Source organism: Mesorhizobium sp. WSM2240 (assembly GCF_040438645.1).
Classification (GTDB): Bacteria; Pseudomonadota; Alphaproteobacteria; order Rhizobiales; family Rhizobiaceae; genus Allomesorhizobium.
The window spans coordinates 31,271-43,347 of sequence record NZ_CP159256.1; the positions used below are offsets into that span (position 1 = coordinate 31,271).

General features: G+C 61.7%; 12 protein-coding genes and 4 pseudogenes. 13 read left to right on the forward strand and 3 right to left on the reverse strand.

The window, feature by feature from the left end; all coding sequences use genetic code 11:
• The first annotated feature begins 22 nt into the window (after nucleotides 1-22).
• The 3 genes and pseudogenes from ABVK50_RS29715 (at nucleotide 23) to ABVK50_RS29725 (ending at nucleotide 2,917) form a co-directional block, all read left to right on the forward strand.
• Nucleotides 23-2,140 (forward strand): mechanosensitive ion channel family protein, encoded by a 2,118-nt coding sequence (locus ABVK50_RS29715; protein ID WP_353646548.1) that lies wholly within the window; start codon nucleotides 23-25, stop codon nucleotides 2,138-2,140.
• A 127-nt stretch (nucleotides 2,141-2,267) separates the two neighbouring features.
• A pseudogene (locus ABVK50_RS29720) lies at nucleotides 2,268-2,523 on the forward strand (hypothetical protein).
• Nucleotides 2,495-2,917 carry a DUF2092 domain-containing protein gene (locus tag ABVK50_RS29725; RefSeq protein WP_353646925.1) on the forward strand — a complete coding sequence of 141 codons (423 nt, stop codon included), beginning with the start codon at nucleotides 2,495-2,497 and terminating at the stop codon, nucleotides 2,915-2,917. The pseudogene ABVK50_RS29720 and the gene ABVK50_RS29725 overlap by 29 nt, the downstream one beginning before the upstream one ends.
• Before the next feature lie 102 nt (nucleotides 2,918-3,019).
• Here the strand turns inward: ABVK50_RS29725 and ABVK50_RS29730 are convergent.
• A pseudogene (locus ABVK50_RS29730) lies at nucleotides 3,020-3,130 on the reverse strand (SAM domain-containing protein); the annotation flags it as partial.
• 221 nt (nucleotides 3,131-3,351) lie between these two features.
• Nucleotides 3,352-3,603, reverse strand: a complete 252-nt coding sequence (locus ABVK50_RS29735) for a hypothetical protein (RefSeq protein ID WP_353646549.1) — start codon at nucleotides 3,601-3,603, stop codon at nucleotides 3,352-3,354.
• 253 nt (nucleotides 3,604-3,856) lie between these two features.
• Here ABVK50_RS29735 and ABVK50_RS29740 point away from each other — a divergent pair, with 253 nt between their 5' ends.
• The 4 genes and pseudogenes from ABVK50_RS29740 to ABVK50_RS29755 all read left to right on the forward strand — a co-directional run bounded on the left by ABVK50_RS29740 (nucleotide 3,857) and on the right by ABVK50_RS29755 (nucleotide 7,415).
• Nucleotides 3,857-5,014, forward strand: coding sequence for a hypothetical protein (locus tag ABVK50_RS29740; RefSeq protein ID WP_353646550.1), 1,158 nt, complete (start codon nucleotides 3,857-3,859; stop codon nucleotides 5,012-5,014).
• The gene (locus ABVK50_RS29745) at nucleotides 5,001-5,456 is read left to right on the forward strand and encodes a hypothetical protein (RefSeq protein WP_353646551.1); all 456 of its coding nucleotides are present in this window, start codon (nucleotides 5,001-5,003) and stop codon (nucleotides 5,454-5,456) included. The genes ABVK50_RS29740 and ABVK50_RS29745 overlap by 14 nt, the downstream gene beginning before the upstream one ends.
• 111 nt (nucleotides 5,457-5,567) lie before the next feature.
• Nucleotides 5,568-5,870: pseudogene (locus ABVK50_RS29750) on the forward strand (transposase); the annotation flags it as partial.
• Nucleotides 5,871-6,119: 249 nt separating this feature from the next.
• Nucleotides 6,120-7,415, forward strand: a complete 1,296-nt coding sequence (locus tag ABVK50_RS29755; RefSeq protein ID WP_353646926.1) for an MFS transporter — start codon at nucleotides 6,120-6,122, stop codon at nucleotides 7,413-7,415.
• 262 nt (nucleotides 7,416-7,677) lie between these two features.
• Here ABVK50_RS29755 and ABVK50_RS29760 read toward each other — a convergent pair whose 3' ends face one another.
• Nucleotides 7,678-8,163 carry a MarR family winged helix-turn-helix transcriptional regulator gene (locus tag ABVK50_RS29760; protein ID WP_353646552.1) on the reverse strand — a complete coding sequence of 162 codons (486 nt, stop codon included), beginning with the start codon at nucleotides 8,161-8,163 and terminating at the stop codon, nucleotides 7,678-7,680.
• A 284-nt stretch (nucleotides 8,164-8,447) separates the two neighbouring features.
• On the opposite strand from ABVK50_RS29760, the gene ABVK50_RS29765 reads away from it, so the two are divergent.
• The 6 genes and pseudogenes from ABVK50_RS29765 to ABVK50_RS29790 all read left to right on the forward strand — a co-directional run bounded on the left by ABVK50_RS29765 (nucleotide 8,448) and on the right by ABVK50_RS29790 (nucleotide 12,050).
• A complete protein-coding gene (locus tag ABVK50_RS29765; RefSeq protein ID WP_353646553.1) occupies nucleotides 8,448-8,894 on the forward strand; it encodes a VOC family protein in 447 nt (148 codons plus the stop codon).
• 289 nt (nucleotides 8,895-9,183) lie between these two features.
• Nucleotides 9,184-9,567, forward strand: a complete 384-nt coding sequence (locus ABVK50_RS29770; protein ID WP_353646554.1) for an ester cyclase — start codon at nucleotides 9,184-9,186, stop codon at nucleotides 9,565-9,567.
• 369 nt (nucleotides 9,568-9,936) lie between these two features.
• Nucleotides 9,937-10,649, forward strand: a pseudogene (locus ABVK50_RS29775) (RNA polymerase sigma factor).
• Between the two features lie 155 nt (nucleotides 10,650-10,804).
• A complete protein-coding gene (locus ABVK50_RS29780) occupies nucleotides 10,805-10,963 on the forward strand; it encodes a hypothetical protein (protein WP_353644616.1) in 159 nt (52 codons plus the stop codon).
• Nucleotides 10,964-11,668, forward strand: coding sequence for a ferritin-like domain-containing protein (locus ABVK50_RS29785; RefSeq protein ID WP_353646555.1), 705 nt, complete (start codon nucleotides 10,964-10,966; stop codon nucleotides 11,666-11,668). It begins immediately after the preceding gene.
• A gap of 73 nt (nucleotides 11,669-11,741) precedes the next feature.
• The gene (locus tag ABVK50_RS29790) at nucleotides 11,742-12,050 is read left to right on the forward strand and encodes a twin-arginine translocation signal domain-containing protein (RefSeq protein WP_353646556.1); all 309 of its coding nucleotides are present in this window, start codon (nucleotides 11,742-11,744) and stop codon (nucleotides 12,048-12,050) included.
• Nucleotides 12,051-12,077: the final 27 nt, after the last annotated feature.

The window sequence follows — 12,077 nt, forward strand, 5'->3', positions numbered from 1 at the left end:
TGAATTTTCGCATGGGGGCCACGTGACAGCACTCAGAATTTCCCGGCTGAAATCGCAACTATTCGCGATATGCGTGATCACGGCATTGTCATCCGCGTGGTTGGTGATAACGGGCAGCGCCTCCCTGGCGCAGACAGCCACACCTTCCGCAAACGAGAAAGTCCAGGAATTCATCGAGCTGCTTGATGATCCGGAGGTCCGTGCATGGCTGGAAAGCAGACCAGTGCCGCCGGCGGATACGGCAAGCGCGCCGGCCGCTTCCAAGATGGCAGCCTGGAACAGCATGATCCGCAACCATCTCGTGGCTCTGGGCAACGCGTTTCCACGCATTCCGGGAGAGGCCGCAAACGCCGTCCGGATCGTGAAGGCGGAGATCAACAACCGCGGGTTCGCCACCATCCTTGTCATCTTCGCGGCCTTGCTGGCGCTTGGCTTCGGTGCGGAATGGCTATTCAGGCGGGCGACCGCAGAGCGCTCGCCTGAACGCAGCCGCGCCGCCAAGCTCCTTTCGGAGTTGACGCCACCTGTCGTGTTCTCCCTCGTCAGCGCAGGCGTTTTTCTGGCGTTCGAATGGCCCAGATTGTTGAACTTCGTCATCCTGACATATCTGGCTGCCTTCATCGTCGTACGGCTGGTGATGGCCGTCGGCAGGATTCTGCTTGCACCGGATGGCGGCACTCTTCCGGCGGAACAGGAGAAGTCGCTCAGGCTCATTTCGGCAAGCGATGCCGAAGCGAACTTCTGGTATCGGCGAGTGGCCGTCTTCACCGCCTACCTGATGGCCGGCTGGGCGACGGTCAGCCTCCTTCCGGCGTTGGGCTTTTCGCCTGACGGAAGGCGCTTGGTCGCCTATCTCCTGGGGATCGGCCTTCTGATGCTCGCCATCGAAATGGTCTGGCATCGCCCCGGCAGCACGCCGGCGACCCAGCGCATCCGAACGAAGGAATGGCTCCTCACCATTTACCTGGTCATTCTCTGGGGGTTCTGGGTCGCTGGCCTCAACGGCGTCCTGTGGCTCGGTATCTATGCCCTGTTGCTGCCGAAGGCGTTGACCATCGCCGGTCAGGCCGCGCAAGCACTAACTGCGGGGCCGGAGAATGCAATCTCGGCGCCTACCGCCCGCACCGTAATTGTTGTTCGTGGCGCGCGAGCACTGGTATTCGCGCTCGCTGCGTTTTGGCTGGTCACGGTATGGCGCGTAAGCCCATTCACACTGTTGGGGCATGACAGCGCCGCAAACCAGATCGTGCGCGGCGTACTGCAGGGCATCATAATTCTGCTTGTTGCCGATCTGCTCTGGCATCTTGCAAAGGCCTACATCAACCGGAAACTCGAGATGGCTGCGCTCGACGACACCGTCAGCCCCGCTGAGGCGGCGCGCAGGAGTCGGCTACGGACATTACTTCCGATCTTCCGCAACATGTTTGCCGTTCTGGTTGCTACTGTAGCTGTTCTCATGGCGTTGTCGGGACTTGGAGTGCAAATCGGACCCTTGATCGCCGGCGCGGGCATATTCGGAGTCGCCATAGGGTTCGGTTCGCAAACGTTGGTCAAGGACGTGCTCAGCGGCGTCTTTTTCATGCTGGACGACGCATTCCGGGTTGGCGAATACATCCAGAGCGGCAGCTACAAGGGAACCGTCGAATCCTTCAGCCTCCGCTCGGTGCGGCTCAGGCATCACCGGGGCCCGGTGTTCACGGTTCCTTTCGGCGCACTCGGCGCGGTGCAGAATATGAGCCGCGACTGGGTGATCGATAAATTTAGGATCCGCGTCGCGTTCGACACCGATGTCAAGAAGGTCAAGAAGCTGTTGAAAGGGATCGGAGCGGAGATGCTCGCCGATCCGGAATTGGCGCCTCACATCATCGAAACGGTGAAGTTGAAAGGCGTGGAGCAGTTCGACGAGTTTGGCATGGAGTTGAGCTTCGCCGTGATGACGAAGCCCGGCCAGCAGTCCGTTGTCAGGCGGCGGGCCTACACCATGATCCAGCAGGCGTTCATGGAAAACGGCGTCGCGTTTGCTAAGCCGTCGGTCCAAGTGGGCGGAGACGAGAGGCAGGCGGCCGCCGCCGCCGCTGCTTCCGCCATTTCGCTCGCCCGCGAGAAAGCCGCAAGGACTTCAGGTGGAGAGGCAGCTTGAGCCGCGCCTGACGTTTGACATTAAACGCGGAGCGCGGTGGCTTTTCTGCCCGATTGGGAGTTGGGGGCGCACAACGGAGGAGACGAACGTGGAACTTCGGAAGACCGTTGACTCAGTCCTCGCAACCATGGCGCTCACCGGTTGTGCTGCGACCGAACAGGAGCAACGTGCAGGCACAGGAGCATTGCTGGAGGCCGTCAGGCTATTGGTTGCAACACGAAGAGCACGCTCGTAGGTGCTGCTGGCGGTGCGCTTCTCGGCGCGGCTGTAGGAACGGCGACGACGCCGCAGCGTCGAGGCGAGCAGCCCTGTCGCTACCGGGCGGCAGATGGCAGGATTTGCACTGCCCTTGTGATGAGCGCTTCTACAGCGGGAACTATTGATCACGACGTTCCCGGCGAAGTTGCCGCTTCGTTGGGCTCCTCGACCGAAGTCGACGGGGAAGCGCCCGCTCGCTCGGACGGGAAGGTGGAGCCCGACGCCGCCAAGGTGCTTGCCACCCTGTCGGACTATCTCGGCCAGCTTGGGAGCTTCAGCGTTGACTATGCCGTGGATATCGACGTCGTCACCTTTGGCTCGCTGAAGCTGCAGTTCAGCGGTTTCGGCGAGCTGATGGTTCAACGTCCCGACCAGCTCTACGCCACACGCAAAGGCGGTCTCCGATGCCGAAATTTTCCTCAATGGGAAATCGCTGACGATCTTCGGCAAGAACCTCAAAGGCTTCATACCGTTTCCCGCGGACTCGATCGACACCGCGATCGACGAGATCCGCAATAACACGGATTTCGCTGGGGTGGGATCCCCTAGACTGCGCCTGCCAAGCTCCGCGATCGCGGCCAACACGAGCTTCCTTGGGCCCATCGGCAGCCCCAGCGTCTTGAGGTCCGCATCCGAGAGATGCGGGAGCACTTTGGGCGTGATCTCGTTCCTGGCGAAGGTCTTGCTATATTTGCCCAGCCCAAGGCTCGAGCGCCACCCGGCAATGTCCACGACACTCTCCGTGTAGTCCGAGGCAGATTAGCACCGAGCGGGCGCGGGGCGAAGCCCGGATGTGTTATCCGACGGCATCAATGTCATGCAGGCTAGCAAGCTGAGGAGTGAGATTGGATTCCGCTCGGGACGGAACCCTGCCGCCTCATTGGTGCGGAGAATGAAAGCATTCTACACCGATTGAACCGGGAGGCGGCCTGAGAGGATTGCGCTGACACAGGTCAAAAGTCAGGTTGCTCAACCCTGGGAATGTCGCGAATAGCTCGGTTCGAGCCCTTTGCGACACCGCTCGCGAAGGTCTGGAACGGGTCAGATGTGCTGGTTGGGAAATCATTTCCTACTACGGCTGCGCGGCCCTGCGTGTGAATGTCGAGATTGCGCCCCATGTCAGCCGTAGAGACCAGCCTTGCCACTTCCTGGAAACAGACATTGCCGACACGCCGCTGGAGGTCGCGGTTGCTCTTTCCCGACATTCAGGGTCGTTCTTCGGAGCGGACATCCCTTTCGGACGGGTGGTGCGGTTCCCCAGCGGTCGACGCCTCCCTGACCTGAATTAGGTTTAGGTGGAGTTGGCGCGCCGAGTCACCGGTTGGCTGACAGAGGTCTGTCGCTGGCCCGCGCGCGCAATTTGCGATGAAAAAGGAACGTTTTGAACTCACCAGCGTAACTTGTTGATTCTGGCGATGAACGGCGCCGGCAACTCGAAAATGGGCAGAGGCTGACTTGGTGCTGGACGACGTCGCGCGCGAGAACACCGGCCGCTTCACGGCGCTGGCCATAGCGGTGGTCCCGCTTTTCTTCGTCATCAGCGGAATTGTCATCCGCTACGCCGCATTCACCGAGGTCTGGCCGGACCATAGCCTGCAGCCTTACATTCAATCGCTCTGCAGGTGGGATTGCTCCTGGTATGTGGGCATTTCCGAGAAAGGCTACGAAGGCTTTCCGATCCCCGGCGAGAGCAATGTCGGGCGTTGGGGCTTTTTCCCGCTCTATCCGATGCTGATTGCGGGGCTCAGGGCTGTTTTCCCGTTTCCCACCGCCATCGTCGCAATCGCCACGTCCATCGCACTGAGCTACGCCTCTTGCCTAGTATCGTGGCAGTTGCTCGACAGGAACATGCGCGCCTACATACTTTATTGCGCCTTCCTGCTCAGCGGTCCGTTCTCCTTCTATTTCACCACTTTCCTCTCGGAGCCTCTATTTGTGCTCCTGACGTCATGCGTCTTTCTGGCGCTAAAACGCTCCCGCTACCTGGCGGCAGGCGTTTTTTCCGCGCTGTTGTCGGCCACGCGTCTCGTTGGGGTCTTCGTCGTGTTCGCAACAGTGATCCGGATGTGCCAGGAGCATCGCGGGCATGGCGGATCGGTCCTGTCCTTCCCGCGCCTTGTACTTTCGCGGCCGGATCTCATCGTCGCTATCCTCATCTCGCCCGCCGGCCTCTTTGCCTACATGCTGTACCTCCATCTCACCGTCGGGGACGGCTTCGCCTTCGTCCATGTGCAGCGTGCCTTCGGGAGGGTGACGGGCAATCCGCTCCAGTTCCTGTGGGACGCGTTCTCGGCCACGCCGGCGACAGGGTGGCTGCCAACCTCGCCGCAGTGGAGCGCGTTCGCCTGCGTCGCCGGCCTGGCGCTCTCGGCGGTGCTGGCGTTTCGCAGGCAGTATGGCGCGGCCCTTTTCTGCACGCTGGGCATCGTGCTGCCGCTGCTGACGAACCTGGCGTCGATGGTGAGGTATGTCGTGGGGCTGGCGCCGCTGGTCCTGTTGGCCATGACCCTTCTGGCGGCATCCAGGCCGATCTTCTACGCGGCCTTGGTCCTGCTGCCCGCCACCTGCTATTTCACCATGATCGCTTGGATGAGAGGCTACCTTGCCTTGGTCTAGCTTTCCGATGCCGCCGCAGCGCGCGGTTTTTCTCGGCTTCTATGCGCTGGCGGCGCTGCTGGCCGGCACCGAGGTCGTCATCCTCGGGCTTGCTCTCAATCCGCGGGTCCATCCGGATTACCGCGCCTTTTATATCGACGAGACGACCACGTGCCTCAATCGCGACCGCATAGGCAGCTACAGCCTTGGCGAAACGATTTCATTCCTGCATCTGGGAAAACAGAGGGACAGGATGAAGCGCGCTGACGGCATGAAGGTGTGCGGCTGGACCGGGGCCGACCGGAGACGGCACGCATTCCCTGGGCGAGACCTCGCGGCTCCGCGTGAAAATCCCGGCAGTCGCCGGCGACCTGGCCGCCACGCTGGAAATGACCCCAATGGTTCGCCCGCCGCAGATTACTCAGAGGGTGCTCATATCAGTGAACGGCGCTCGCGTGCATGAGTGCGTGCTTTTCGGCGACGCGCCTCAAAAAGTCTCCTTCGTGATCCCGCAAGCGGTTCTCGCCGGCGAGGATGCACTCGACATGGCCTTCGACTATCCCGACTCGATTTCGCAAACGAGGCGTGCAGCTCGTCGCATTATTGGGCTCGCGAGCTTATCGCACGTGGCCATGATGTGCGGCTGCTGCCGGCACAGTATGTGAAGCCCTATCTGAAGCGGCTGAAGAATGATGCTGTAGACGCAGAGGCGATCTGCGAGGCCGTGACCCGACCGACCATGCGCTTCGTGCCGGTGAAGTCGCCCGAGCAGCAAAGCGTGATGATGCTGCACCGGGTCCGGTTGATGCTCAACCGCCAGCGCACTCAGGCATCGAACGCGTTGCGGTCCCACCTTTCCGAGTTCGGGGTCGTGGCGCCGATCGGCCGTAATGGAATTGAGCAACTGCTCGTGGTCATCAATGACGAGAACGACGCCAGGATACCCGCTGACGCACGGCTATGCCTGCGCATGCTCGCGGCGCAGCTCAAGGTCGTGAAGGAGCAAATTCTCGAGAACGATCGCCGGGTCCGGGCGAGTGCGCGAGAGACTGATCTTGGCCGGAGGTTGATGGAGGCGTCGGCCCGCTGCTGGCGAGTGCATTCGTGGCTACGGTCGCCGATGCGCATGCGTTCAAGTCGGGGAGCTGTCTGTCGCGGAGGGCTGGCCGGCAAGCCGCCGGCGACCTGTCACTGCTGCCGCGCAGCGAAGCGTGTTAGGAACCATTCAAAACATCATGACGAGGATTGCGCCTTGCCCACCGTTCCTGCCCGCATCCTGCCGACGATCGTCATCTCGCAGTTCGCCGCGACATCGCTGTGGTTCGCCGGCAATGCGGTGATGCCCGACCTGCAGCGCAGCGCCGGCCTGCCGGCGTCCGCCGTCGGCGACATCACGATCGCCGTGCAGCTCGGCTTCATCGCCGGCACGCTGGTCTTCGCCTGGCTGGCGATCGCCGACCGCTACTCGCCGCGCATCATCTTCTTCCTTTCCACGCTCGCCGGCTCGGCGGCCAATGCCGCAACGCTGGCGGGCGGCGGCGAGTTGCTGCCCCTGCTGGCAGCGCGGTTCGCAACCGGCTTCTTTCTCGCCGGCATGTATCCCGTCGGCATGAAGATCGCGTCGGGCTGGTACGACCGCGACCTCGGGCTCGCGCTCGGCTGGCTGGTCGGGGCGCTGGTGCTCGGAACGGCACTTCCCCATCTCATCCGCGGCATGGGCGGCGATCTGCCCTGGCAGGGCGTGATCCTGTCGGTCTCAGCGGTATCGATCGCCGGCGGTCTGGCGATGCTCTTTCTCGTGCCGGACGGGCCGCATCTCAGAGCGGGCGCGAAATTCGACCCGGCCGCATTCGCGACGATCTTCCGCTCGGCCGAATTCCGGGCGTCGGCCTTCGGCTATTTCGGCCATATGTGGGAGCTCTACGCGTTCTACGCGTTCCTGCCGGTGCTGCTGGCGGCGCGCCTCGGCAGCGACGGCGCGACGGTTTCGATGTGGAGCTTCGCGGCGATCGCCACCGGCTTTCTCGGCTGCATGGCCGGCGGCTACCTTTCGCGGGGGATCGGCAGCGCACGCGTTGCCTATATGCAGTTGTCGGCGTCCGGCCTGTGCTGCCTCGTCTCGCCGCTGGTGTTCCTGGCGCCCTTGCCGGTGTTCCTCGCCTTCCTGTTGTTCTGGGGCGTGGTCGTTGCCGGCGACTCGCCGCAATTCTCCACGCTCAACGCCCGTTTCGCCCCGCCGAGGCTCGTCGGCTCGGCGCTGACGATCGCCAATTGCATCGGCTTCTCGATCACGATCGTGTCGATCGCGCTGCTTGCCTGGCTGATCGAAACCGCCGGACCGCAGTATGTTTTCCTGCTGCTGGTGCCCGGGCCGGTGCTCGGGTTGGCGGCGTTGAGACGGCTGGCCGCGAAGCCGGCGTAAGGAACGAACGCGGCGGCATTGTGCCACCGCGGCGGGGGATGGTGAAGAGGCGGGCGCCGAGACTGAAGGACGACATGACCGAGTAGAGTTCGTCGCCTGCGGCCGCGGAGTCAGCCTGCCAGCGAACTAGCAGTCTCTGACCTTCATCCTATCTCCACTGCCGGCGAGCCGCGAAGGTCTGCTGAGAGGTCGTCAGCCGAACGGCGGCTTACTCAGGTTTTCGGCCAGAACCGGACGCGCAACAAACGGCCCCTTCCTGGCGTTACCCGGCGACACCATCCTGACTGTCAGATCTCGAAAGGAGGTTCAATTCGGAGCGCAGATGATCCGGGTCGGACAGCGCCGTTTCGATCGCCGCATGGAGATGGCGCCAGATCGGCACCGCCTCGGCCAGAACCGCCGAGCCGGCCGGCGTCAGCCGCAGCAGTCGGGCTCGCCTGTCCGTCGGATCGGGCGCCGTCTCGACGACGCCACTACGCTCCAGCGGCTTGAGATTGGCAGTCAAGGTCGTCCTGTCCATCGCCAGCAGCGCCGCCACGCTGCCGAGGTTCGGTGGTTTCGGTCGATTGAGCGACATGAGGAGAGAGAACTGCCCGCTGGTTATGCCGGCGGGCTTTAATGCGACATCGAAACGACGTGCCAGCGCACGCGCTGCCCTCTGCGTATGCAGGCACAGGCAGGTGTCACGTACCAGGAGGGTGGTTTCGAAGGCAAGGTTGGCAGGAGCGTGCATCTGAAAGGTTGACATACATGAACTTCTTACGTTGATATCAACATAAATGAGGGAAGGCAATCGACGGCTGCTTCCCAAGGATCTAACGCAGGAGGAAGCGGACCATGCCCGCGGTGCAGCCATTCCTCATTCCAGGGCGGCCATGCCGAAGGGCGATGAACTTCCATGTCTCGCTGTTCGACGACGGCGAGGTTGTCGATGTCACGTGCTGGCAGAAGGGCGCGTGCAGGCGGAGTGCAGTCCTGGCAGCTCAATCACCCGTGACGCGCGCCGAAGCACCCATCAAAAGGGAGACGACCATGAAGATCGTGACCAGCCTGAGTTTCCAGGGCCAGTGCCGCGAGGCATTCGAGTTCTACGCCAAGGTCCTGGGCGGAAAGATCACCGCCGCCATGCCCTATGGCGATGCGCCCCCCGGCATGCCGATCACCGATGAGAAGTACAAGACCTGGCTGATGCACTGCTGGCTCGAGGTCGGCGACCAGGCGCTGATGGGCGCCGACATGGACGCGGGATGGGCGCCCAATATCGGCAAGCCCAAGAACGGCTTCGACGTTACCCTCCATACCGAGGACAAGGCCGAAGGCCAACGCTGGTTCGATCGACTGTCCGACGGCGGCAAGGCTGTCATGCCGTTCAGCGAGACCTTCTGGTCGCCCGGCTTCGGCTCTCTGATCGACAGGTTCGGCGTCCCGTGGATGGTCAACGTCATTCCATCGGCTGACTGGAGGCCGTCGCAGGGCTGATTCCCGCCCAAGCCGATATAAGAATGCAACCGGATGTCTGGGCGCCGGCGGCGCGGCACGTCCTTTGGGCGCTACGAGGTCGTCAACGGAACGGCTGCTTTTGGCAACTTCGTTCCCAACAACGTCGGGCGGGTTTCGGCCCCAAGTTGGTGCAATCGAAAAATAGGCTTGCGGAAGTCCCGCGCGAACGAACAGACGGCGTCACGGGAGTGAAAACTGACCTCCGTGATTCCGCGTTGCACTATTTTTGTTTACAGTAGCGGGGTAAACCCGCTCTGGAGATATGCAGATGGTCTACCAACTGTCCGATGTCTATCGTGACTATGTCGACTGCCTGAACCACCAAGACTGGGTGAACCTCGGACAGTTCATCGACGATGAAGTTTACCATAACGAAAAGAGGGTGGGGCTGGCGGGTTATCGGGAGATGTTGGAAGGCGATTTTCGGGCTATCCCTGATCTTTACTTCAACATTGAGCTTTTGCTTTCTGACCCACCGCGCATCGCCAGCCGTCTGCATTTCGACTGCACTCCGACGGGCATCTTGTTCGGTGTGCCCGTCAACGGTAAGCGCGTCCAGTTCTGCGAGAATGTGTTCTACGAGTTTGCCAATGGAAGGATTGCAAGGGTCTGGTCGATAATCGACAAGGCAGCGATTGCAGACCAAATCTGAGGCACTTCGATCGGTCTGAAATGGGCTCGTTCGCGACCTCAACCCCAACAGGTTGAACGTCTGCAATCGCCGTTGTGAACCCGGAAGTTGCCAGTCTCCAAACGGCCCTCGAGGCTGCCGGGCAGCAACGCGCCCCCATCTCGGCCGTAAGTTCAGCGCTGCCGCTTTCCCGAAAGCCGACATCCCAAGCGACCACGCTGAAGGTCGTGGTTGCGGCAAAACCGGAAGATGGAACTGCTCCGCAACAAGGTCCGATTTATTTGGTGAGCAGACCTCTGGTCAGCTAGAGTCCCAAGTCTCCGCCGGGCTGCAGACCGAAAACCACGGAAAACGCTTATCCCGTAGTAAGCTGATGCATCTGGAGCGCCTATGATGAAGCCAACCGGATCCACCGGGGCAGTGAGGATCGAAGATCTTGACGACGCGGGGCTGGTTGAACACGCGCGACAGCGCGATCCCGCCGCGTTCTGGTTAATCATCAAGCGTCACAATCAGCGGCTTCACCGGGTCGCCCGCGCCGTCCTGAATGACGACACTGAGGCGGAGGACGTACTTCAGGAGACCTATATACACGCCTTCACCCATCTGGCCGAATTCCGCGCGGAGGCGCGGCTGTCGACCTGGCTCACCCGGATCGCGCTGAACGAGGCACTGGGACGCCGCCGGAAAAGGCGGCCCACCGTCGACATGAAAGCCATCGAAGGCATGGTCGCTCCGTTCAGCGCCCACAAGCCTGATCCCGAAGAGGCGGCCGCTCTCACCGAAATCCGCAGCCTCCTGGAGCGGGCCGTCGGTAGCTTGCCAGAGCCATTTCGCATCGTCTTTGTCATGCGGGACGTCGAGGAAATGAGCATTGAGGAAACGGCATTTCTTTTGGCATTGCGACCTCAGACAGTGAGCACCCGTCTTTATCGCGCACGCCGGCTGCTCCGCGAGGCGCTGCGGGACAAGCTCGCCACCGTGTTTACGGATACATTTCTCTTCGCTGGCGCCCGTTGTGACCGCCTCGCGCAATCAGTTCTCGATCGGCTCGCAATCCGCCTGATACTCATCAATTGAACGCGGCGACTGAGCGCACGTAGACCGTCCACGCCGAGATTGCGCCGGCTCCTTTCGGCGGGGCTCTTGTAGCGGGACGCGGGAATATTTTGGCGGCCCGGACCATCTAATCGTCAGGCAAATGCATTCGGCGCCGCGGTGCTGACAGCGGTGTTGAATCAACAAACAGGAGACCGCCATGCAGCGCCTAATTCCCCTATCCCGGCGTCAGTCGCTTCAGGGACTTGTCGTACTCGGTGCCGGTGCGGCACTCGGCGGAATCGCGCGGCCTTCTCCGGTATTGGCACAGGACATATCGGACGAGGACATTTTCCGCTTTGCGCTCAACCTCGAATAAATGGAGGCTGAATACTACCTCCGCGGCACCACCGGAATGGGCATCGACGCAGCCGATGCCGGGTCAAAACCCGGCGACGTCGTTGGTGGAAAGCAAGTCTCGTTCGAGACGCCGGCCATCGGCGAATTCATGCAGGAAGTCGCGGAAAACGAACTCGCGCACGTCCGCTTCTACCGCAAGACGCTTGGAACGGACGCCGTTGACCGGCCGGCCATTGATTTCGATGCGGGCTTCAAAGCCGTCGCGGAAGCAGCGGGCCTCGGGCCGGATTTCGACCCCTTCGGCAACGAAACGAACTTTGTTCTCGGCGGGATGCTATTCGAGGACGTCGGCGTCACTGCCTATGCCGGTGCTGCGACAGTTCTGAAAAACAAAGACTTTCTCGCAGCCGCCGCAGGCATCCTGGCGGTCGAGGCCTACCACATGGGAATGGCGCGATCGACGCTTTACCGGAAGGGAGAGGAAGCCTGGAAGGCGGCCAACGCCGTCTCCGATGCCCGAGACAAAATCGACGGATCGGATGATAAGGACCAGGGGATCCAGGTGGACGGAAAAGCCAACATCGTTCCTTCAACGCCGGACGCAATCGCCTTCACCAGAACACCGCAGGAGGTGCTCCGGATCGTCTATCTCACCGACAAGGACGGAGTGAGCAAGGGCGGCTTCTATCCGGAAGGGATGAACGGCACGCTCAAAAGCACCTGAGCCAGTTGCGACGAGTGACGATTTGGCCGCCGGAACCGAGCAGCCTCATATCGGCTGCTCTCGGAGAAGGACCATGAACAAAGATGCTGATGTGAACCACGGATCGGCAGCCCCATCCCGAGTGCTGTCTCGCCGCAATTTCCTAAAAGTCTCCGTGACCGGTGCGGCGATTGCCAGCGCCGGCGGCCTTGCAGCCTGTATGTCTCGACCGATGGCAGCCGGAAAGACAACCAAGGCGCTGGCGCTTTACCAGGGCACCCCAAATCGCGGCGAACGCTGCGCCGGATGTACTCACTTCGAAAAGCCGAACGGGTGCGAGGTTGTTGCCGGTGCAATCAGCCCAAATGGCTGGTGCCGTTTCCACGAGTCGCTGCCGGCTTGATGCAATAAGTTGCGGTCTCCCGCCTCA

Bases quoted from the DNA above. Each gene is read 5' to 3' on its own strand.
- ABVK50_RS29725 (WP_353646925.1), top strand. From the start codon at position 2,495: ATGAGCGCTTCTACAGCGGGAACTATTGATCACGACGTTCCCGGCGAA.
- ABVK50_RS29735 (WP_353646549.1), bottom strand. From the start codon at position 3,603: ATGTCGGGAAAGAGCAACCGCGACCTCCAGCGGCGTGTCGGCAATGTC.
- ABVK50_RS29755 (WP_353646926.1), top strand. From the start codon at position 6,120: ATGCGTTCAAGTCGGGGAGCTGTCTGTCGCGGAGGGCTGGCCGGCAAG.
- ABVK50_RS29760 (WP_353646552.1), bottom strand. From the start codon at position 8,163: ATGTCAACCTTTCAGATGCACGCTCCTGCCAACCTTGCCTTCGAAACC.
- ABVK50_RS29765 (WP_353646553.1), top strand. From the start codon at position 8,448: ATGAAGATCGTGACCAGCCTGAGTTTCCAGGGCCAGTGCCGCGAGGCA.
- ABVK50_RS29770 (WP_353646554.1), top strand. From the start codon at position 9,184: ATGGTCTACCAACTGTCCGATGTCTATCGTGACTATGTCGACTGCCTG.
- ABVK50_RS29780 (WP_353644616.1), top strand. From the start codon at position 10,805: ATGCAGCGCCTAATTCCCCTATCCCGGCGTCAGTCGCTTCAGGGACTT.
- ABVK50_RS29785 (WP_353646555.1), top strand. From the start codon at position 10,964: ATGGAGGCTGAATACTACCTCCGCGGCACCACCGGAATGGGCATCGAC.
- ABVK50_RS29790 (WP_353646556.1), top strand. From the start codon at position 11,742: ATGAACAAAGATGCTGATGTGAACCACGGATCGGCAGCCCCATCCCGA.